Origin of the sequence: Flavobacterium turcicum (genome assembly GCF_011365745.1) — a bacterium.
Lineage (GTDB): Bacteria > Bacteroidota > Bacteroidia > Flavobacteriales > Flavobacteriaceae > Flavobacterium > Flavobacterium turcicum.
The window spans coordinates 89,040-109,689 of the sequence record NZ_JAAOBY010000002.1; the positions used below are offsets into that span (position 1 = coordinate 89,040).

Here is a 20,650-nt window from a genome sequence, read left to right on the forward strand (position 1 = left end):
TAAATTTGCACCATGCGCGTTCGAATTTATAGTCGGTGCGACTAACTATTTTTTTATGAAAAAAGAAATATCTGCTTATAATAATGTCTTAGAATTAATAGGGAATACACCCCTTATTAAACTAAATAAAGTTACTGAAGATCTAGTTGGAAATTTTTACGCTAAGGTTGAAGCTTTTAATCCAGGACATTCCTCTAAAGATAGAATTGCATTATATATAATTGAAGAAGCTGAAAAACGTGGAATTTTAACTCCTGGTGATACCATTATAGAAACTACGTCAGGGAATACGGGATTTAGTTTGGCTATGGTAAGTATCATTAAAGGGTATAATTGCATTTTAGCAGTAAGTTCAAAGTCATCAAAAGATAAAATTGACATGTTGCGTAGCTTGGGCGCCAAAGTTTATGTTTGCCCAGCGCACGTTTCAGCAGATGATGAGCGATCTTATTATAATGTTGCAAAACGTTTACACGAAGAAACAAAAGGGTCAGTTTACATCAATCAATACTTTAATCAGTTGAATATTGATGCACATTATAACTCTACCGGTCCAGAAATTTGGAAACAAACTAACGGACAGATTACGCATTTAGTTGCTTGCAGCGGAACCGGAGGAACTATTTCTGGTACTGCCAAATATTTGAAAGAGCAAAATCCGAATATCAAAATTTTAGGAGTAGATGCTTTTGGTTCGGTGTTAAAAAAATACCACGAAACAAGAGAGTTTGATAACGAAGAAATTTATCCGTACCGTATTGAAGGTTTAGGTAAAAATTTAATTCCATCAGCAACTGATTTTGACATTATTGACAAGTTCATGAAAGTGACTGATGAGGAAAGTGCTCACACTGCTCGTGAAATCACCAAAAAAGAGGGTTTATTTGTAGGATATACTTCTGGTGCAGTAATGCAAGCCATCAAGCAATATGCTGAAGAAGGAGAGTTTGATGAAAACAGCAACGTAATTGCTATTTTTCCTGATCATGGTTCTCGTTATATGAGCAAAGTATTTAGCGATGATTGGATGAATGAGCAAGGCTTTTTTGATAGCATCAACGAAGAGGAAGTTCAAAAAATCGAATTTATTAAATAATTCAACATTGAATTAAATCCCATATAAAACTCCAGAGCAATCTGGAGTTTTTTTTTGCTTTGTGGTAATTGATAGACATAAAAAAAAGCCCTTGTAGGTCAAGAGCTTTTGGAATTATAAGTAGGAATTTATTCCTCCATTGTGTGATACACGTTCATCACGTCATCATCTTCTTCGATTTTCTCGATCAATTTCTCCACATCCGCCATTTCAGCTTCAGTAAGTTTTTTTGTAATTTGTGGAATTCTTTCAAAACCTGAAGAAAGAATTTCGATTCCGCGACTTTCTAGTTCTTTTTGGATAGTTCCAAAGCTTCCAAAAGGCGCATAAATTAAAATACCATCTTCATCAGCAAAAATTTCTTCTGCACCAAAATCGATAAATTCTAATTCTAGTTCTTCGATATCTTGGTTGTTATTCGGAATACGGAAATTACAAGTATGGTCAAACATGAATTCTACAGATCCTTGTGTTCCAAGAGTACCGTTACATTTGTTAAAGTAACTGCGAATGTTAGCTACTGTACGATTGTTGTTATCTGTTGCTGTTTCAATTAAAATAGCAATTCCGTGTGGAGCGTAACCTTCAAATAATTGTTCTTTGTAGTTAGCCGTATCTTTGTCAGTTGCTTTTTTGATGGCGCGTTCCACATTTTCTTTCGGCATGTTAACTGCCTTCGAGTTTTGGATCACCGCTCTTAGTCTAGAGTTGGCTTCTGGATTTGGTCCACCTTCTTTCACAGCCATCACGATATCCTTACCAATTCTGGTAAACGCTTTGGCCATTGCTGACCAACGTTTCATTTTTCTTCCTTTTCGAAATTCAAACGCTCTTCCCATTTCTATTAATTATTTTGAAGTGCAAATATAAAAAAATAAAGCAAAAAAAAGAGGCCTAAGCCTCTTTTGGATAAGTTAATCTACCTATAATGCCCGGCATTTTTTTACCTTGAATATCGTAAATTGCTTTTAGCCACATGACAAATAGCATCGGCACTACAACAAAGCAAAGTGGGTTGTATTCCCAAGCTTTTACAAAGTCAAAATGAATAAAATGCATCACAGCTCTAGTTAGTCCGCAAGCATAACATTCAATTCCAGCCAAAACTACAGACAAGCAAGTACTTTCTCCTTTATCAAACCAAGTTTTTGGTAAAAAGAGCAAAACAATTGGTGCTAATATCAATACAAGATTCGAAAGATAAAAATAAGCTTTACGCATTTTTAGGTTGTCTTAAAGTGTTGTAGAGTATGAACCTCCTTTTGGTTGTAAATCTCCAGTGATGATGCGAATTAAGTCAATTAAAGCCCAAATTCCGCAACCTCCGAATGTTAACAACTGAACAATTCCTTGCCAAGTGTACCCTAGGTAAAAACGGTGAATACCAATTGCACCAACGAAAAAAGCTAATAATAAAGCTATCAATTGGCTTTTTCCGCTTGCAATAGCGGCTGGAGATGATAACTCATCTTCTTGAGTGTTCACTACTGTAGTGTTTTCACTCGTTGCTCTTTGCACAGGGAAAGACGCGTAGGTTGTTGTCAAAACACCTAAAAATAACAGTACAACTGTAAAAAGTAATTTGATTTTCATAAGAAAAAGTTTAAGTTTGTGCCAAATATAAATAAAAAACTAAAATACCGATGTATATTTTTATTAAAAAAAGAACAATTTTTTTTCTGTGCCTCCTAGGATACTTCCTAACAGCAGAAAAAGCATTTTCACAAAATAATTATGAGTTTCTTGGAGCATTAAAACTGAATGGAAATGAAAAAAGTGTTATCACATACCGTTTGGTTTTCGAGGAATTGAACGGAAAATTAAAGGGCTATTCAATTACTGATTTAGCAGGTAAGCATGAAACCAAAAATTTAATAGAAGGTAGCTATAATAAAAAACTAAAGTTGTTCGAGTTCCGCGAAACAAATATTGTGTACACCAAATCAAAGTTTGAACAGAGTGCATTCTGTTTTGTTAATTTCTCAGGAAAATTAAAGTTGGTGCAAAGTACTAGTAAATTAGAAGGAGCATTTAAAGGTTTGTACAAAAATAAACAGAAGTGTATTGATGGTACACTTGTTTTAATAGGAAGTACTAAACTTTATAATTTGGTCAATAAGGTAAATAATCGCATTCAAAAATCGAATAAGGTTGATGTGAAAACTAAAGAGAATATTAATCCTTTGAAAGTCTTGGACAGTTTAAAAACAAATCGATTGAGTAACGATGAAAATTTAAATGTTTTTTGGGGATCGAATAAATTTAAAATGGAGATTTACGACATTGGTAAAGAAGATGGCGATGTGGTAAATATTTATCAAAATAATAAATTAATTCTGACCAAGCATAAATTAACCAATGCTAAAAGAATTATCGAAGTAATTCTGGATGGGACTAAAAATGAGTTTAAAATTGAAGCAATTAACGAAGGTACAATTGCTCCTAATACCGCCAAAATTACTTTATTTGATGGAGATACTTCTTTTGACTTGATGTCGAATTTAAAGAAAGGGGAGAAAGCAAGCATCACAATTCATAAAAAATAAAAAAGACATCGTGAATCTCGAGATAAAAAAAACCGGAAGCTACTGCTTACCGGTTTTTTGTTTAAGATCCTTTAAAGGATTATTTTTTGTAAAAAGGTAGCTTAACTACTTTTGCAGGAACATCATTTTTTCTGATTCGGATAAAAATATCACGATCAATATTACTGTTTTCTGTAGTAACGTATCCTAGTCCAATTCCTTTGTTCATAGAAGGTGACATAGTTCCTGAAGTTACAATTCCAATTACGGTTCCTTCGGCATTAACTATTTCGTAATCGTGTCTTGGTACGGCACGTTCTTGCATTTCGAAAGCTACTAATTTGCGGCTAACTCCTTTTTCTTTTTGTTCTTTTAAGTTTGCGGCATTCACAAAATCTTTGTTGAACTTTGTAATCCAGCCTAAACCAGCTTCTAATGGCGAGGTCGTATCGTTAATGTCGTTTCCGTACAAACAGAATCCCATTTCCAATCGTAAAGTATCACGAGCTGCCAAGCCAATTGGTTTGATTCCAAATGAAGCGCCTGCTTCAAAAACTTTGTTCCAAATTTGCTCTACTTCATCATTTTTACAATAAATTTCAAAGCCGCCTGAACCTGTGTATCCCGTTGCTGAAATAATAACATTTTCAATCCCTGCAAAGTCACTTACTTCGAAATGATAATAGGCAATAGACGCTAAATCAACAGAAGTTAATGATTGCATTGCCTCAACTGCTTTTGGCCCTTGAATAGCTAAAAGTGAATAGTCGTCTGATAGGTTTTTCATATCCACACCTAAATCATTGTGGCTAGAAATCCATTCCCAATCTTTGTCAATGTTTGATGCGTTTACAACTAAAAGATATTGATCTTCTTTCATTTTGTAAACCAATAAATCGTCTACAATTCCGCCATCAGCGTTTGGTAAACATGAATATTGCGCTCTTCCAATAGTTAAGGTAGCGGCATCATTCGATGTTACTTTTTGGATTAAAGCTAAAGCATTTGGTCCCGTAAGCAAAAATTCGCCCATGTGCGAAACATCAAAAACACCTACCGCGTTACGTACGGTTTCGTGTTCAGTATTTACTCCTTCGTATAAAATAGGCATGTTAAAGCCTGCAAATGGTAACATTTTTGCTCCTAAACTTTCATGTATGTGCGTTAGCGCAGTATTTTTCATTTTGTTGAATCTAAAATTTTAAGTGGCTAATTTATTGATTTTATTCGGTGTGACAAAGGTTCTTTGAGGGATTATTTCAATCGTTTTCGGTACTCTGTTTTTTAATTAGAGGTTAGGAAAATGAATAGCGATTCAGTCGATTAGCAATGCTTATTAAATAGTAATGGTGCCAATTCCGAAATTTTACAGCACTTATTTGTAAATTTGCAAATAGGTAAAAATGCCTTAGCCAATTAAATTATGGATAAAACACTGCATCTGAGAACAGTAAACGTGACGCGTTACATTACGCCTTTACGCGAAGGAGGATCGTTGCCCGCATTAGCTGAAGCCGATGATGATTTTAAATATGTTTTAAAATTTAAAGGAGCAGGGCATGGTGTTAAAGCACTTATTGCCGAATTAATAGGTGGCGAAATTGCCCGTTTTTTGGGTCTGAAAATGCCTGAATTGGTTTTTGCACACCTTGACGAAGCTTTTGGTCGCTCGGAGGCAGATGAAGAAATTCAGGATTTACTGCAAGGAAGTCAAGGCCTTAACTTGGCGCTGCATTACTTGTCTGGTGCTATTAATTTTGACCCCGTGGTTACGCAAGTCGGTGCTAAATTAGCTTCTCAAATTGTTTGGTTAGATGCTTTTATTACCAACGTAGACCGCACGTTTAGAAATACTAACATGTTGCTGTGGAAAAAAGAATTGTGGTTGATTGACCACGGTGCAAGTTTGTACTTTCATCATTCTTGGACTACATGGGAGAAGCATGCACAAAGCCCGTTTGGGTTGATTAAAGATCATGTGCTTTTGCCGCAAGCTACGGTACTTGATGAAGTAGATGCTGCTAGTAAAGCTCTTTTAACGCCTGCTGTTTTACAAGAAATTGTCAATTTAATTCCTGAAGTTTGGTTGCATTGGGAAGATACAGATGAAACTCCTGAACAAATCCGCCAAGTGTATTTCAACTTTTTAACGACCCGATTACAACATTCTGAAATTTTTATAAAAGAAGCGCAAAATGCAAGAAAAACACTTATATGAGTACGCGGTAATAAGAGTGGTACCTCAAGTTGAGCGCGAAGAATTTCTCAATGTTGGTGTCATTCTGTTTTGTAAAAAAGCCAAATTTATCAAAGTTCTTTGTACCATTAACGCTTTAAAATTGCAACTATTTTCGAAAGAATTAGACATTGAACAACTGCAATTAAATGTCGAGGCTTTGGCAAAAATTGCGCATGGCGAAAAACAAGCAGGCCCAATAGCGCAGTTTGATATTCCTTCTCGTTTTAGATGGTTAACCGCCTTGCGCAGCTCTGTGATACAAACTTCGCGTCCGCATGCGGGACTGTGCGATGATTTAGATTTAACTGCCCAACGCCTATTTGAAGAAATGGTTTTGTAGCCAAAATGATTTTTTTAAAGAACTTTTTCGAGAACTAAAAATTCTAGTGGCTCAGCTGCAATTGGAATATGAACTTCACTTGCGGGGAAAGGCTCGCGCGCTCCTGTTTCTGAATAGCCATTGCGTTTGTACCATGCTATAAGTTCCTCTCGAACAGATATTACTGTCATTACAATTTTTGGTAATGAAAGTGACTTGGCATGAATTTCAGCTTCTTGAAGTAGTTTTTTACCAACACCTCCATTTTGTAATTCGGGTGATACTGTTAGCATTCCTAAATACAGTTGATTTTCCTTTTGAACTAACAAAACACAACCAATAATTTGCTCTTGCTCAGTGTATTTTAAGATAGTGTTTTTTGAATCATTTAAGGTTTCTGCTAATTCAGTTTCGGTAGTACGCAAACCTTCTAAAATGTTGGCTTCTGTAGTCCAGCCTTTTTTAGAGGATTCGCCGCGATAAGCCGAATTTATCAATGTGTTGAGTGCCGTGATATCAGATGCGGTTGCTTTGGTAATCATTATTTTTTGCTTGTTTGAACGTCAAAGATATAAAAAAGTCACCTCGTAAAACACACATTTGAAATCCTGATATAATTTTGTTTCTAGTGGATTAATTCTGTATTAAATAGTTCTTTAAATCCTCGTAATTACGTACTGAAACACTCCATTTTTCTTTGTTTAATATAGGTTCAATTTGCATCGGAATTGGGAGTTTTATCTTCAAAGCAGGCTCAACAGTATCTAAAAACTTGATGGGATGGGCTGTTTCTAAAAATATACCAATAGCCTCAGGATGGTTTTGTAATTCTTGTTTTAAACCAAGGTAGCCAACCGCGCCGTGAGGTTCAGCAACATAGCCTGATTTTTCAAATATATTTTTCATTGCAACCAAGGTTTCCTCGTCAGTGAATGAAAACGAACTAAAATCTTTTTTAAATTCTGCTAAATCATTTTGGTAAAGCTCCTGAATACGGATAAAGTTACTCGGATTTCCTACGTCCATAGCATTTGATAGGGTTGCTTTTGAGGATTGAGGATTGTATTTTCCCTCTTTTAAAAAGCGTGGAACGGTATCATTTATATTTGTAGCTGCAATAAAATGTTGAATAGGTACCCCCATTTTTTTGGCTACAATTCCCGCGCAAATGTTTCCGAAGTTTCCACTTGGGCACGAAAAAACTAGAGGTTTGTTATATTTTTTTAAAGCTTTGTAGGTAAAGAAAAAGTAAAACATTTGCGGCAACCATCGCGCAATATTAATTGAATTAGCCGAAGTAAGATTTTTGTGTTGCAATGATTCGTCTAAAAATGCTTTTTTAACCATATCTTGGCAATCGTCAAAAAAACCGTCAACTTCAAGTGCTGTTATATTTTGTCCCAAGGTTGTCAATTGACGTTCTTGAATGTCGCTTACTTTTCCTGAAGGATATAAAATTACAACGTCAACGCTAGGAACTCCCAAAAAACCACTTGCAACTGCACCACCTGTGTCGCCAGATGTGGCTACTAAAACGGTATTATAGCTGTTATTTTTATCAGAATTAAAATAGCCTAAGCAGCGCGACATGAATCTTGCCCCGACATCTTTAAACGCCATAGTTGGACCATGAAATAATTCAAGCGAAAAAACACCGCTCTCTATTTCAACAACAGGAAAATCAAAACAAAGTGTTTCTGCAATGATTTGTTTTAAAATTGCTTCCGGAATTTCGTCGCCTACGAATTGTTTTATGGCTTCGAAAGCAATTTCTTCATGGCTCATTTTTTCAATATTTTCGAAAAAACTATCAGGAAGTCGGGTAATTGATCCTGGGAAATACAAACCTTTGTCGCTGGCTAATCCTTGCTCAACGGCCTCTTGAAAAGTAACGTTTGGGGCATTGTGGTTTAAACTATAGTATTGCATGCTTAATGTTGTAAGTAGTTGTGTTATTTTATTAATTTAAATTATTGCTTTGTAAGCAACTGAAATTATCGTTTAGATAATTTTAATTCCTTCATCATTTACTTTTGAAACATGTATTTCGTAAGGTAGGTTCATTTCATCGTATACTTTGCTCATGCCTTTTGCAACAGCATTAGCAGTTTCTAGTCCTTTGCTCAAGGCAAAAATCGAAGGCCCAGAACCTGAAATTCCAGAGCCGAGCGCGCCATTTGTATAAGCACTTTTTTTAATAAGATCAAAACCAGGAATCAGAACAGAGCGAAGTGGTTCAACAATTTCATCGTGTAACGAGCGACCAATCAATTCGTAATCCTGCGTGTACAAGCCAGCAACCAAGCCGCCTACATTTCCCCATTGTGTGATGGCGCTTTTTAACGAAACGGTTTGCTTTAAAACGGAGCGGGCATCAGAAGTTTTGAGTTCAATTTGAGGATGAACAACGGTTGCATATAAATCGATTGGACTTGGAATTTTTACTATATCAAGCGGACTCGAACTCCTAACGAGTGTAAATCCACCGAGTAGGGCAGGCGCCACGTTATCAGCATGTGCATTTCCACTTGCTAACTTTTCGCCTTGCATGGCAAATAATACCAATTCTTTCCTAGTAAAAGGATTATCCAATAATTCGTTAATACCGAAAACTGCCCCTGCTGAACTAGCTGCGCTACTTCCAATACCACTGCCAGCTTTGATGCGTTTGTATATTTCAATTTCGAATCCAAATGGGGAATCAATTTGCTCCAACATTGCGAGAGCTGCAACACCGGCCACATTTTTTTCGGTTTCCAAAGGTAAATCAGCACCGTCTATTTTGATGATTCGAACTCCTTTTTCAGTAGATTTTCTAACAATCATCTCATCGCCTGCGGTTTCTAAGCAAAGGCCTAGCACATCGAATCCGCAGGATAAATTGGCAATTGTTGCAGGGCAAAATAACTTTATTTCGTTCATGATTTTTTGTTTCAGGTTTAAAGTTGTTTTCAGTTGTTAAAATTGAAACTTTAAACTATTTCTATATATTTCCAATTCGAATCACATCAGCAAAAATTCCGGAAGCGGTTACTGCAGCTCCTGCACCAGCTCCTTTAATTAGCAACGGTTGATCAGAGTAACGGTCTGTGAAAAAGAGCACGATATTGTCTTTTCCTTCCAAATTATAAAAAGGATGGTCTTTCGGGATGAAACGCAAGCCAACATTAGCTTTTCCATTTTCAAACTGAGCTACATATTTTAATCGCGAATCTTTGGCAATTGCCTCTTGAAATATGGTGTTAAAATGATCAGCATGCGTAATTAATGATGTAAAAAAGGCTTCATTGTCAGATGTTTCCAAACAAGCTGATGGCAGAAAAGATTCATTTGATATTTCGTCAATTTCCATTTTGTAGCCGCTTTCGCGAATCAAAATTAAAATTTTACGCGCTACATCAATTCCGCTTAAATCTATTTTCGGATCGGGCTCGGTAAATCCTTGAACACCTGCTTCTTTAACTACATCATGAAAACTGCTGCTTTCATTAAAATTATTGAAAATAAAGTTTAAACTACCCGATAAAACGGCTTGAATTTTATTGACTTTATCACCAGATGCAACCAAATTTTTTACGGTATCAATAATTGGTAAGCCCGCTCCAACATTGGTTTCAAATAAAAATGGCGCATTGTATTGGCGAGATAATTTTTTCAATTTTTTATAATTGTCAAATTCAGATGCACAAGCAATTTTGTTACAAGTTACTACAGCAATATTTTGTTTTAAATAATGTTCATAGGTTTGTGAAACGCTTTCATTTGCAGTAATGTCAACAAATATACTGTTACGTAAATTGAGTTCTTTGGCTGTTTTAAAAAACAAAGAAGCATCAGCTGCATCGCCTGTGTCTAGCAAAAATTGCCATTCTTTTAAAGAAATTCCATCTTCGTCAAAATACATTTTACGTGAATTTGATAAAGCGATAACACGTAAGTTGATTTTTAATTTTTCTTTTAGGAATTTTTTCTGTTGGTGAATTTGTTCAATGAATTTTTCACCTACATTACCCACACCCATCACAAAAAGGTTCAATTGCTTGGTGTTTTCTTCAAAAAAGTTTTCATGGAGTGTGTTCAAAGCCTTTTTTACATCACGTTCATTTATTACTGCTGATATGTTTCGTTCTGAAGCCCCTTGAGCAATGGCTCGAATATTGACATTGTTTTTACCCAAAGTACTAAACATTCGGCCACTCAAACCTTGATGGTTTTTCATGTTTTCACCAACCAAAGCGATGATGCATAAGTTTTTTTCAACGATGCAAGGTTGAATTTTATTTTGCGAAATTTCTACTTCAAAGGCTTTGTTAATGGCATTTTCAGCTGTGTCAGCATCTGAATTTAAAATTCCAATGCAAATAGAATGTTCCGATGAAGCTTGTGTGATAAAAATTACGTTTATGTTTTTTTGCGAAAGCACTTCAAAAAGACGTTTTGATGATCCAGAAACACCAATCATTCCTGAACCTTCCAAAGTTACCAATGTAATGGAATCGATGTGCGTAATTCCTTTTACGGGATTATTTTGCGTAAAAATGTCATTCGAAATATAAGTGCCAATTGCAGTGGGTTCGAAAGTGTTTTTAATCAAAATAGGAATGCTCTCGCGTAAAACAGGTTGAATTGTTGGTGGATAAAGTACTTTGGCTCCAAAATGAGACAATTCCATAGCCTCTTGATACGACAAGTTTGCAATAGGTTTGGCTTGCTTTACAATTTTAGGATTTGCAGTAAACATCCCGTTTACATCCGTCCAAATTTCTAATTGATGCGCTCGCAAGGCTGCTGCAAGTATTGCTGCCGTATAATCTGAACCTCCACGCCCCAAAGTTGTAGTAATACCCTCTGTTGAAGCAGCTATAAATCCAGGCATAACAATAACTTCCTGACTGTTTGTTTGAAAGTATTCTTGAATGAGAGCATTTGTTACCTCAAAATTTACGCTTGCCTTTCCGAAATTACTATCAGTTTTAATAAGTTCGCGACTATCTTTGTAACCGCTGTTTTTTATTTTTTGCTGTAAAGCTTCAGAAATAATGTATGCTGAAAGTAATTCACCAAAACTCAGAATCGTGTCTAATGTTCTGGCAGATAGTTCGCCCAGCAAGAAACAGCCATCCAATAAAGTTTCAAGATGATTGATGATACGTTTAATATGACTCAACAAGGCACTTTGCTCGCTCACAGGAATCAAAGCTTTAAGTGCTTCTAGGTGTTTGGTTTCTATTTCGGCTACTATTTCTTTGAATCTATCATCGCCTTGTGCTGCCTTTTGCGATGCGAGTTGTAGTAAATCAGTGACTTTACTAAAAGCAGAAACAATTACGACTAAGCGTTCTCCTGATCTTGATTCTTCAATTATTTCTAAAACTAATTTTATGTTTTGTGCATTGGCTACCGATGTGCCACCAAATTTTAAGACTTTCATGTGTTGTAATGTGTAAAGTTGTGTGCTGTATTTGCATGAATGAGATCGTATTTTATTGTTGTAAATACCTTTTTACAACTGTAGTTTGGTCTCTTTGTAAATAGGAGACAAATAAAAATACTTGGTTATATGTAGATTGTTTACCCCAAAGGGGTAGTGGTAGTTGTAGTAAACGTCATGGTAGAAACCGCCTCAGTTGAGATCGATTTAGAAGAAACTTGTATGTAATTTTTTTGTTCCATGATTGTTTTTCAAAAATAAGGTTTTTTGTAGAAATGAAAGTCTAAAGTGCTCTTTTTGTGAATATTTGATTATTGTAGTTTTAAATTAAGAATTGCTGAATATTGGTTGTTTTATGTACAGTCAAATCTAAGTATTCGTATTTATATTCCATTTTTAATCAGGAAAAATTAGGAAATAAATCCTAGTTTTTAGCTGAAACAATATTCAAAAATGAGAGTTTGATTCGGATTCTAGTTGTGAACTACATTAAAAGCTATGTATCTCACTTACAGTTTTCACCAGAATCATTAAGATTTGTTGAAGCTTTTTTTGAAATAAAATGCTACTGGTATTGTGTAATCCTAAAGAATTAATCACTTTTACTTTCCAAATAGAAAACCGATGAATTCAACGCATTATATTACAAGTAAAACTCTTGATTTTGATTTGTTACATGAAATATTCACTCAAGATAAAAAACTGTGCTTATCAGAGGAGAGCAAGGACAAAATTTTAAGTTGTAGAAATTACTTAAACAAAAAAATGGAGTTGCATGCAGCACCCATTTATGGTATTAATACAGGTTTTGGATCACTATGTAATGTCAAAATTTCCAACGATAACTTAGCGCAATTACAAGAAAATTTAGTCAAGTCGCACTCTTGTGGTACCGGAAATAAGGTTCCTGTTGCCATTGTGCAGCTTATGCTACTTTTAAAAATTCAATCATTAAGTTATGGATATTCAGGTGTACAACTCGAAACGGTTGAGCGCTTGATTGCTATGTACAATAACAAAATTTGGCCAGTAGTCTATGAGCAAGGCTCTTTAGGAGCATCGGGCGATTTGGCTCCGCTTGCACATTTGTCATTGCCTTTACTAGGAGAAGGAGAGGTGTATTTTGAGGGCAAAATAGTTTCGACTGAACAGGTAATGCGTTTTTTTAATTGGGAACCTATTGTTTTACAATCAAAAGAAGGATTGGCTTTATTGAACGGAACTCAGTTTATGAGTGCTTACGGAGCTTATGTAAGTTTAAAAGCAGCTAAAATTTCGTATTTGTCAGATTTAATTGGAGCCATTTCATTAGAGGGTTTTGATGGTAGGATAGAACCGTTTGATGTGTTAATTCATCAAATCAGACCTCACAAAGGACAATTGGCAACAGCTGAAAGAATCAAAGAATTTTTAGAAGGTAGTGCAATTATTTCGCAGCCCAAAGTTCAGGTTCAAGATCCGTATTCTTTTCGATGCATGCCTCAAGTTCACGGTGCTTCAAAAGATGCAATAGCTTATGTACAGCAAGTTTTCAAGATAGAAATAAACTCGGTAACCGACAATCCAAATATTTTTGTCGACGAAGATCAGATTATTTCTGGAGGTAATTTTCACGGACAGCCATTGGCTTTAGCGCTAGATTTTATGGCTATTGCATTAGCTGAGTTGGGCAGTATTTCAGAACGCAGAACCTTTCAGCTTATTTCAGGAACGCGCAATTTGCCTCCATTTTTAGTTGATAATCCTGGATTGAATTCGGGTTTAATGATTCCGCAATACACCGCAGCGAGTATTGCAAGTCAAAACAAACAATTGGCAACTCCTGCAAGCGTTGATAGCATTGTATCTAGTAATGGTCAAGAAGATCACGTGAGTATGGGTGCAAATGCAGCGACAAAAGCCTTACGAGTTCTTGAAAATGTTGAACGCATTTTAGCTATTGAACTGCTCACAGGAGCTCAAGCAATAGCTTATCGAAGGCCTCTGCAGTCTAGTCCATTTATAGAAAGTTTTTTGACAGTTTTCCGTGGCGAAGTACCATTTGTTAAAGAAGACAGAATATTGCATTATGACATCGAAAAGACAATTACTTTTTTGAACTCTTTCGATATTGAAAGCGATTTGTTAATGTTAACTTAACATTCGCGCTGAATAATGAAGTAATTTTGCCAAACTAAATTTAAATGAAATGAACATTAATAATTTTTTCCAATTTTTGGTTCCAAAAGACAAAAAGTTCTTCCCTCTTTTTGAAGAAGCTTCAAGCAATTTGATTGAAATTGCTGAAAATTTACACGAAGCAGTTAATTTACCTTTGAAAGAGCGTGAAATTCTTTTTCAAAAAATTGATGTGTTGGAACAAAAAGGAGAGGACATTGCCCGTCAAACTAACTTAGAATTGAGTAGAAATTTCATTACTCCGTTTGATAGAGAGGATATTCACTCGTTAATTACTGCTATTGATAACGTTGCAGGTAACCTTCACGGTGCAGCAAGTAGAATGCGTTTGTATCAAGTTGACAAAATCACGAAATCAATTCGTAAGTTGACTGAAATCAATTTAGAAGCATGTCAAAATATTGATGTTGCTATTCGCGAATTGAGAGATTTGAAAAAAATGAAAAATATTACAGATGCTTGTGCTCGCATCAATAAATTAGAAAACAAATCGGATAACGTTTATGACAAAGCGGTTTTAGATTTGTTTGAAAATGAAACAGATGCAAAAAACATCATCAAGTACAAAGAAGTATTATCTGTTTTAGAAACGGCAACTGATAAATGCAAAAGTGTTGCAGGTGTTTTAGAATCAATTTCTGTGAAGCACTCTTAATCCAATCCGTTTTATTCTGAAATTATAAATATGGAATTTACTCTTTTAATAGTAATCATAGTCTTAGCATTAATTTTTGATTACATCAATGGTTTTCATGATGCTGCTAATGCGATTGCGACTGTAGTTGCTACAAAGGTTTTAACGCCTTTTCAAGCCGTTGTATGGGCCGCTTTTTTTAACTTTTTAGCATACTGGGTTTTTGGTTTTGGTGTTGCAGATACTGTTGCAAAAACAGCCAACACCATGGAAATTGATTTGGTAGTAATTCTAGCCGGTGTTATTGCAGCCATTATTTGGAACTTATTTACATGGTGGCAAGGTATTCCTTCTAGTTCGTCACATACTTTAATTGGTGGTTTTGCTGGAGCAGCAATTGCTCATGCCTTAATGGTGCACGGTTTTTCTTCGTATACAACAGGTACAGGTACCGAAATGGAGACAGCCTATTGGTACGACACTATAAACTGGTACACAGCCGGTAAAGATGGAGGTTTCCCTTCTGGAGTTCTTGTTATTATTGCTTTTATCGTTTTAGCGCCTTTATTGGGTGCTTTAATGTCTTATTTAATTTCTATTTGGTTGCTTAATGCTTCCAAAAGAGAAATTGGACCAAAAATATTTACTGTTTTTGTAATCTTATTGACAATTTGGTTTGTAGAAAGTCAAATGATCTATTACGATGCTATTGAAGAACCTCGTTTTGAATCGCATTTTTGGAGTGTGGTTTTTGAAACACACAACATCAAATGGTTTTTAGTAGCTTTCATAGTACTTTCAATAAGTGGATTTTGTCTAATCTTTAGTAGCTTAAATTTACATCAATCAACAGAATGGTTAAAGAAGATGCAATTACTGTCTTCTGCAGCCTTTAGTTTGGGACATGGTGGAAATGATTCTCAAAAAGTAATGGGAATTATAGCCGCTGCTGTGACGGTGTATATTCAAACAAGTGGAATTTCACAAGATATGATGCCAGAATGGTTAAATGTTGTTCTTCCTAATGATGCTCTGGGAATCAAGAGTGATATGCCAGAGTGGATTCCGCTTGCATGTTACTCTGCAATTGCAGCAGGAACTTTGAGTGGTGGATGGAAAATTGTGAAAACAATGGGATCTAAAATTACAAAAGTAACTTCTTTTGAAGGTGTCGCTGCAGAAACTGCAGGAGCATTAACATTGTATTTTACAGAGCATTTTAAAGTTCCTGTTAGTACGACCCATACAATCACTGGTTCTATTATTGGTGTAGGTTTAACAAAACGTGTTTCAGCTGTTCGATGGGGAATGACAGTAAGTTTAATGTGGGCGTGGGTGCTTACAATTCCAATTTCAGCAATTTTAGCTGCACTTGTTTATTACTTGTTTCGCATTTTTATTTAAACAAAATATGATAAAACAAAAAAACCATTCTCAGAATGGTTTTTTTTATGGCTATTTTTTTCTGACTTTGTACTATATAATATCATTATAGATCTGTAAAACTGTCGGCTATTTCGAATGATGAGTATTTTTTCGTTTGTGGAAGGTTTGTCTAATGTTTTCTTGGCCTGAAATGATACTTATATTACCATCAATTTCTAACATTGCAAGTTTTACATCTTTAAAATGTTCGACTCCGTGTTCGCGCATAGCTTCTTTTAACTCGTCCGACGTGATGTTCAATTTGCTTAAGGATTTGAAATCGAGATTACCATTATGGATCAATACTTCTGGTTTTTCTTGCATGAAATTACTAAAACTAGGGTATTTGTACATTAGTTTTTTTAAAGTAAAATTAATCGTAAAAAGAACCGAAGCTGCAGCTAGTCCGCCCCACAAACTGGTATTGTCTCCCACCATTGCATTTTGGACTGAATTGCTGATGAGTAAAATTAATATCACATCGGCTGTGTTCAACTGAGATAGTTCTTTCTTTCCAAAGAGCCGTAATGCAACCACCATAAAAAAATAAACGGCACTACTTCTAAGAATTATAGTTAAGTACTCGTTCATTTATTTAGGTTTATTATTTTATTTTTTTCTTCAGGCAGATCAAAGTTTAAATCATTTATTGGCATGAAATGTCAATCAGAAATTTATTTAAGCTCTATTTTTTGTCTAAAGTTTTTTTCAATTGCCTTAATCATTTCGCCAGCAATATCTTTATTTGTGGCTCCTTCAATACCTTCCAGTCCCGGAGAAGAATTTACCTCAAGTAACAAGGGGCCTTTTGAAGATCGAATAATATCAACACCCGCCACTTTTAAGTCCATTGCTTTAGTTGCACGAATGGCGATCTTCTTTTCTTCTGGAGTTACTTTAATAACGGATGCAGTTCCACCTAAGTGAATATTAGCTCTAAATTCTCCCGGCATTGCTTCACGTTGAATAGCAGCAACTACTTTTCCGTCAATTACAAAGCATCGGATATCTTTTCCATTAGCTTCTTTTATAAATTCTTGAACTAAAATGTTGGCATTTAAACTTTTGAAGGCGTTAATAACACTTTCCGCTGCTTTTTTAGTTTCTGCCAAAACGACACCTTTTCCTTGGGTACCTTCAAGTAATTTTACAATTAAAGGAGATCCGCCCACCATTTTAATTAAATCATCTGTATCCAAAGGTGAATTGGCAAATCCTGTTGTAGGAATAGCAACACCATGATTGAGTAACAATTGTAACGAGTATAATTTGTCACGCGACTGTGTAATAGCGTTAGATGAGTTCAAGCAATATACTTTTAAAGCTTCGAATTGTCGTGTTAATGCGCAGCCATAAAAAGTGATACTTGGTCTTATTCTCGGAATTATCGCGTCAAATTGATTTAGAATCTTACCACCACGATAGTGAATTTCAGGAGTTTTGGCATCCAATTTCATGTAGCACTCCTTTATGTTGAGAAAGTGCATTTCGTGACCGCGCATTTCGCCAGCTTCCATGATACGTTTGTTGCTGTATAATTCTGGGTTACTGGCCAAAAGTCCGATGCGTAATCCTGAACTTGCCTTTTCTGAATTTTTGTATAATTCTTTTAAAGTATCGCTCGTAGGTTGTCCTAGTAAATATTTTTGCTCTGGGTCAACTAATACTCTTCCGCTCATAGCTTCACGACCCAATAACATACGGAAACCCATGGAATCACGATTGGTCAAAGTCATTTCTATAGGCCATTGCCCGCTACCAAGTTGAACATTAGTTTGGATTACATAGCGGTGTTCTCTAAAACCACTTGAACTTTTTACAATACGTTTGTCTATTAGTGGAGCTTCGCAATGAATTACTGTCTTTAAGTTATTTTGAATGGGATTAATGTCAAATTTTACCCAGTTACTATCGTTTTTGATAAAGGGTGCGATGTTAATAGCATGCAATGCTGATGTTTTAGCACCTGAATCGACACGGGCTTTTATGGTAGGAATGCCTAATTCTGGAAAAGAACACCATTCTTCGCTACCTAAAATTACTTTATTATCTGACATAAATTGCGGATTTAATCTTATTTTAAAATTCAAATGTAGCTATTTGTTTTCACAAAATGTTGGTTTACTGTAAAGAATAAACCCGTTATGTTATAAAAACGTAACGGGTTTATTATCAATTAAAAAGTGGTTTTTACAAGTTACTTGCTTCGCCAGCTTTGTGCACTTTTACAGTTAATTCCTGAGCTCCTTCTTCGATATCCATGAAAATTTCGTCACCTACTAGAATTTTTGAAGTAATTATTTCTTCGGCGAGTGTGTCTTCTACATATTTCTGTATCGCTCTTTTTAGTGGTCTAGCACCAAATTGTTTGTCAAAACCTTTGTCAGCAATAAATGCTTTTGCAGTATCTGAAAGGTTTAAATTGTAACCCAATTCAGCCACACGAGCATATAGTTTTTTCAGTTCGATTTCAATGATCAAATCAATATCATGTTTTTCAAGTGCGTTGAATACAATTACATCATCAATGCGGTTTAAAAATTCAGGAGCAAATGTTTTCTTCAAAGCATTTTCAATAATACTTTTCGAATTGTCATCTGCTTGGGCCACTTTTGCAGCTGTACCAAATCCAACGCCTTGACCAAAGTCTTTTAATTGTCTGGCACCCACATTAGAGGTCATGATTATAATTGTATTTTTAAAATCAATTTTTCTACCTAAACTGTCCGTTAAAAATCCGTCATCAAGAACCTGAAGTAACATATTAAATACATCAGGATGTGCTTTTTCGATTTCGTCTAATAATACTACACAATAAGGTTTTCTTCTTACTTTTTCAGTAAGTTGTCCGCCTTCTTCATAGCCTACGTATCCTGGAGGCGCACCCACTAATCTTGAAATGGCAAATTTCTCCATGTATTCGCTCATGTCAATACGGATTAACGCATCTTCTGAGTCAAATAATTCTTTTGCTAAAACTTTAGCCAATTGTGTTTTACCAACTCCTGTTTGACCAAGGAAGATAAACGATCCAATTGGTCTATTTGGGTCTTTTAATCCTGCACGGTTACGCTGAATAGAGCGTGCTATTTTAACAACGGCTTCTTTTTGACCAATAACTTTGTTCTCAATTAGCTCTGGTAATTTTGCAAGTTTGTTACTTTCTGTTTGTGCAATACGGTTTACGGGAATGCCACTCATCATTGAAACAACATCGGCTACATTATCCTCAGTTACTTCAATGCGGTTGTTTTTAGCATCTTCTTCCCATTGTTCTTGAGCAATAGCAAGATCTTTCTCGATGCGTTTTTCATCGTCTCTCAGTTTGGCAGCTTCCTCGTATTTTTGTTTTTTAACCACTACATTTTTCATCTCGCGAACTTCTTCTAATTGACGCTCAAGATCTAAAATTTGCTTCGGTACTTCGATATTGGTAATGTGTACACGTGAACCTGCTTCGTCAAGTGCATCAATTGCTTTGTCTGGTAAAAATCGATCAGACATATATCTGTCGGTCAATTTTACACAGGCTTCAATTGCCTCAGGTGTAAAAGTCACGTTGTGGTGATCTTCGTATTTGTTTTTAATGTTGTTCAAAATCGTAATTGTTTCCTCAACTGAAGTCGGTTCAACAATGATTTTTTGAAAGCGTCTTTCCAATGCGCCATCTTTTTCGATGTATTGACGGTATTCATCCAAAGTTGTAGCTCCAATACATTGAATTTCGCCACGAGCCAGAGCCGGCTTAAACATGTTAGATGCATCCAATGAGCCTGTAGCGCCACCAGCCCCAACGATTGTATGGATTTCATCAATGAACAAAATAATGTCATCGTTTTTTTCAAGTTCGTTCATGACCGCTTTCATACGCTCTTCGAACTGTCCTCGGTATTTTGTTCCAGCAACTAAACTTGCTAAATCTAAAGTTACCACTCGCTTGTTAAAAAGTGTACGCGAAACCTTTTTTTGTATAATACGAAGCGCTAAACCTTCTGCAATTGCTGATTTTCCAACTCCTGGTTCGCCAATAAGTAAAGGATTGTTTTTTTTGCGACGGCTTAAAATTTGCGATACGCGTTCTATTTCTTTCTCGCGTCCTACGACAGGATCTAGCTTGCCCTCTTCGGCCATTTCGGTTAAGTCACGACCAAAATTGTCCAGAACTGGAGTTTTTGATTTTTTATTGGATTTGTTTGTCGGATTGTTGAAAGTTCCTTCTTTCAAACTGTCATCTTGTCCTGAATCGTCATTGTAAGACTCATTGCGTGGCAAGTTTTCTCTGAAATCTTCGTCGTTTGGCGTCATATTAATGTATTGTTCTTTGGCTATATCATAATCTATTTTTAGCTTATTCAATAGCTTGGTTGTAGGATCGTTCTCGTTTCTTAAGATGCATAGCAGTAAATGTGCGGTACTTATTGAGGTACTTTGGAATACTTTTGCTTCTAAAAAAGTAGTTTTTAAGGCGCGCTCTGCCTGCCTAGTCAAATGTAAATTTTTCTTTTCTACATTGACCTCTAGGGTAGGGCTTGCAGGACTTAATATTTCTACTTTTCGACGCAAATGTTCTAGATCAATATCTAGGTTGTTCAATATCTGAATCGCTTTTCCGCTGCCATCTCTCAAAATACCTAACATTAAATGCTCAGTACCTATAAAGTCATGACCCAAACGCAAGGCTTCTTCCTTACTGTAGGTTATAACGTCTTTTACTCTTGGTGAAAAATTATCATCCATATTATATATTTGATCTCGTAAATTTAATGAATTGCATTTTGAAAAACAAAAACCGTTCCTCTTGTT

Annotated in this window: 18 protein-coding genes; 7 read left to right on the top strand and 11 right to left on the bottom strand. The window is 35.7% G+C overall.

Annotated features, from left to right (window positions below; translation table 11 throughout):
- Positions 1-55: 55 nt before the first annotated feature.
- Positions 56-1,096 (top strand): PLP-dependent cysteine synthase family protein, encoded by a 1,041-nt coding sequence (locus G9Q29_RS04330; RefSeq protein ID WP_166133706.1) that lies wholly within the window; start codon positions 56-58, stop codon positions 1,094-1,096.
- A gap of 128 nt (positions 1,097-1,224) precedes the next feature.
- Here the strand turns inward: G9Q29_RS04330 and G9Q29_RS04335 are convergent, their stop codons facing one another.
- Genes G9Q29_RS04335 through G9Q29_RS04345 form a run of 3 tightly spaced genes read right to left on the bottom strand, consistent with a single transcriptional unit; the run spans position 1,225 to position 2,689 of the window.
- Entirely contained in the window at positions 1,225-1,935 is a 711-nt protein-coding gene (locus tag G9Q29_RS04335; RefSeq protein ID WP_166133708.1) for a YebC/PmpR family DNA-binding transcriptional regulator, read from the bottom strand.
- 55 nt (positions 1,936-1,990) lie between these two features.
- Positions 1,991-2,317 (bottom strand): DUF2752 domain-containing protein, encoded by a 327-nt coding sequence (locus tag G9Q29_RS04340; protein WP_166133710.1) that lies wholly within the window; start codon positions 2,315-2,317, stop codon positions 1,991-1,993.
- Between the two features lie 12 nt (positions 2,318-2,329).
- Positions 2,330-2,689, bottom strand: a complete 360-nt coding sequence (locus tag G9Q29_RS04345) for a TM2 domain-containing protein (RefSeq protein WP_166133712.1) — start codon at positions 2,687-2,689, stop codon at positions 2,330-2,332.
- A gap of 50 nt (positions 2,690-2,739) precedes the next feature.
- Between G9Q29_RS04345 and G9Q29_RS04350 the strand changes: the two genes are divergently transcribed.
- Positions 2,740-3,642, top strand: coding sequence for a hypothetical protein (locus G9Q29_RS04350; protein ID WP_166133714.1), 903 nt, complete (start codon positions 2,740-2,742; stop codon positions 3,640-3,642).
- Between the two features lie 79 nt (positions 3,643-3,721).
- On the opposite strand, the gene gcvT is transcribed toward G9Q29_RS04350, so the two are convergent.
- The gene (gcvT, locus tag G9Q29_RS04355) at positions 3,722-4,804 is read right to left on the bottom strand and encodes a glycine cleavage system aminomethyltransferase GcvT (protein ID WP_166133716.1); all 1,083 of its coding nucleotides are present in this window, start codon (positions 4,802-4,804) and stop codon (positions 3,722-3,724) included.
- 240 nt (positions 4,805-5,044) lie between these two features.
- Here gcvT and G9Q29_RS04360 point away from each other — a divergent pair, with 240 nt between their 5' ends.
- Positions 5,045-5,839 (top strand): HipA family kinase, encoded by a 795-nt coding sequence (locus G9Q29_RS04360; RefSeq protein WP_166133718.1) that lies wholly within the window; start codon positions 5,045-5,047, stop codon positions 5,837-5,839.
- Positions 5,817-6,200: a DUF3037 domain-containing protein gene (locus tag G9Q29_RS04365; RefSeq protein WP_166133720.1), complete on the top strand. Its 384-nt coding sequence runs from the start codon at positions 5,817-5,819 to the stop codon at positions 6,198-6,200. The genes G9Q29_RS04360 and G9Q29_RS04365 overlap by 23 nt, the downstream gene beginning before the upstream one ends.
- A 14-nt stretch (positions 6,201-6,214) precedes the next feature.
- Here G9Q29_RS04365 and G9Q29_RS04370 read toward each other — a convergent pair whose 3' ends face one another.
- The 4 genes from G9Q29_RS04370 to thrA all read right to left on the bottom strand — a co-directional run bounded on the left by G9Q29_RS04370 (position 6,215) and on the right by thrA (position 11,610).
- Positions 6,215-6,721 carry a GNAT family N-acetyltransferase gene (locus G9Q29_RS04370; protein ID WP_166133722.1) on the bottom strand — a complete coding sequence of 169 codons (507 nt, stop codon included), beginning with the start codon at positions 6,719-6,721 and terminating at the stop codon, positions 6,215-6,217.
- A 91-nt stretch (positions 6,722-6,812) separates the two neighbouring features.
- Positions 6,813-8,108, bottom strand: coding sequence for a threonine synthase (thrC, locus tag G9Q29_RS04375; RefSeq protein ID WP_166133723.1), 1,296 nt, complete (start codon positions 8,106-8,108; stop codon positions 6,813-6,815).
- A gap of 72 nt (positions 8,109-8,180) precedes the next feature.
- Entirely contained in the window at positions 8,181-9,101 is a 921-nt protein-coding gene (locus G9Q29_RS04380) for a homoserine kinase (protein WP_166133725.1), read from the bottom strand.
- A 61-nt stretch (positions 9,102-9,162) separates the two neighbouring features.
- Complete coding sequence (gene thrA, locus G9Q29_RS04385) at positions 9,163-11,610, bottom strand: bifunctional aspartate kinase/homoserine dehydrogenase I (RefSeq protein WP_166133727.1); 2,448 nt, start codon at positions 11,608-11,610, stop codon at positions 9,163-9,165.
- A 624-nt stretch (positions 11,611-12,234) separates the two neighbouring features.
- Between thrA and hutH the strand changes: the two genes are divergently transcribed.
- The 3 genes from hutH to G9Q29_RS04400 are packed head-to-tail and all read left to right on the top strand — an operon-like array spanning position 12,235 to position 15,826.
- Positions 12,235-13,749 (top strand): histidine ammonia-lyase, encoded by a 1,515-nt coding sequence (hutH, locus tag G9Q29_RS04390; protein ID WP_166133729.1) that lies wholly within the window; start codon positions 12,235-12,237, stop codon positions 13,747-13,749.
- Between the two features lie 49 nt (positions 13,750-13,798).
- On the top strand, positions 13,799-14,443 hold the full coding sequence (locus G9Q29_RS04395) for a DUF47 domain-containing protein (RefSeq protein ID WP_166133731.1): 645 nt from the start codon (positions 13,799-13,801) through the stop codon (positions 14,441-14,443).
- 30 nt (positions 14,444-14,473) lie between these two features.
- Positions 14,474-15,826 (top strand): inorganic phosphate transporter, encoded by a 1,353-nt coding sequence (locus G9Q29_RS04400; RefSeq protein WP_166133733.1) that lies wholly within the window; start codon positions 14,474-14,476, stop codon positions 15,824-15,826.
- 108 nt (positions 15,827-15,934) lie between these two features.
- Here the strand turns inward: G9Q29_RS04400 and G9Q29_RS04405 are convergent, their stop codons facing one another.
- From G9Q29_RS04405 to G9Q29_RS04415, 3 genes are all read right to left on the bottom strand, one after another.
- The gene (locus G9Q29_RS04405) at positions 15,935-16,438 is read right to left on the bottom strand and encodes a DUF421 domain-containing protein (RefSeq protein ID WP_166133734.1); all 504 of its coding nucleotides are present in this window, start codon (positions 16,436-16,438) and stop codon (positions 15,935-15,937) included.
- Between the two features lie 83 nt (positions 16,439-16,521).
- Positions 16,522-17,904, bottom strand: coding sequence for a 30S ribosomal protein S6--L-glutamate ligase (gene rimK, locus G9Q29_RS04410; RefSeq protein ID WP_166133736.1), 1,383 nt, complete (start codon positions 17,902-17,904; stop codon positions 16,522-16,524).
- Between the two features lie 133 nt (positions 17,905-18,037).
- A complete protein-coding gene (locus G9Q29_RS04415) occupies positions 18,038-20,584 on the bottom strand; it encodes an ATP-dependent Clp protease ATP-binding subunit (protein ID WP_166133738.1) in 2,547 nt (848 codons plus the stop codon).
- Positions 20,585-20,650: the final 66 nt, after the last annotated feature.

What these genes read in the sequence shown, in the direction of transcription:
- G9Q29_RS04330 (WP_166133706.1), top strand. Translation starts at nt 56, where the DNA reads ATGAAAAAAGAAATATCTGCTTATAATAATGTCTTAGAATTAATAGGG.
- G9Q29_RS04335 (WP_166133708.1), bottom strand. Translation starts at nt 1,935, where the DNA reads ATGGGAAGAGCGTTTGAATTTCGAAAAGGAAGAAAAATGAAACGTTGG.
- G9Q29_RS04340 (WP_166133710.1), bottom strand. Translation starts at nt 2,317, where the DNA reads ATGCGTAAAGCTTATTTTTATCTTTCGAATCTTGTATTGATATTAGCA.
- G9Q29_RS04345 (WP_166133712.1), bottom strand. Translation starts at nt 2,689, where the DNA reads ATGAAAATCAAATTACTTTTTACAGTTGTACTGTTATTTTTAGGTGTT.
- G9Q29_RS04350 (WP_166133714.1), top strand. Translation starts at nt 2,740, where the DNA reads ATGTATATTTTTATTAAAAAAAGAACAATTTTTTTTCTGTGCCTCCTA.
- gcvT (WP_166133716.1), bottom strand. Translation starts at nt 4,804, where the DNA reads ATGAAAAATACTGCGCTAACGCACATACATGAAAGTTTAGGAGCAAAA.
- G9Q29_RS04360 (WP_166133718.1), top strand. Translation starts at nt 5,045, where the DNA reads ATGGATAAAACACTGCATCTGAGAACAGTAAACGTGACGCGTTACATT.
- G9Q29_RS04365 (WP_166133720.1), top strand. Translation starts at nt 5,817, where the DNA reads ATGCAAGAAAAACACTTATATGAGTACGCGGTAATAAGAGTGGTACCT.
- G9Q29_RS04370 (WP_166133722.1), bottom strand. Translation starts at nt 6,721, where the DNA reads ATGATTACCAAAGCAACCGCATCTGATATCACGGCACTCAACACATTG.
- thrC (WP_166133723.1), bottom strand. Translation starts at nt 8,108, where the DNA reads ATGCAATACTATAGTTTAAACCACAATGCCCCAAACGTTACTTTTCAA.
- G9Q29_RS04380 (WP_166133725.1), bottom strand. Translation starts at nt 9,101, where the DNA reads ATGAACGAAATAAAGTTATTTTGCCCTGCAACAATTGCCAATTTATCC.
- thrA (WP_166133727.1), bottom strand. Translation starts at nt 11,610, where the DNA reads ATGAAAGTCTTAAAATTTGGTGGCACATCGGTAGCCAATGCACAAAAC.
- hutH (WP_166133729.1), top strand. Translation starts at nt 12,235, where the DNA reads ATGAATTCAACGCATTATATTACAAGTAAAACTCTTGATTTTGATTTG.
- G9Q29_RS04395 (WP_166133731.1), top strand. Translation starts at nt 13,799, where the DNA reads ATGAACATTAATAATTTTTTCCAATTTTTGGTTCCAAAAGACAAAAAG.
- G9Q29_RS04400 (WP_166133733.1), top strand. Translation starts at nt 14,474, where the DNA reads ATGGAATTTACTCTTTTAATAGTAATCATAGTCTTAGCATTAATTTTT.
- G9Q29_RS04405 (WP_166133734.1), bottom strand. Translation starts at nt 16,438, where the DNA reads ATGAACGAGTACTTAACTATAATTCTTAGAAGTAGTGCCGTTTATTTT.
- rimK (WP_166133736.1), bottom strand. Translation starts at nt 17,904, where the DNA reads ATGTCAGATAATAAAGTAATTTTAGGTAGCGAAGAATGGTGTTCTTTT.
- G9Q29_RS04415 (WP_166133738.1), bottom strand. Translation starts at nt 20,584, where the DNA reads ATGGATGATAATTTTTCACCAAGAGTAAAAGACGTTATAACCTACAGT.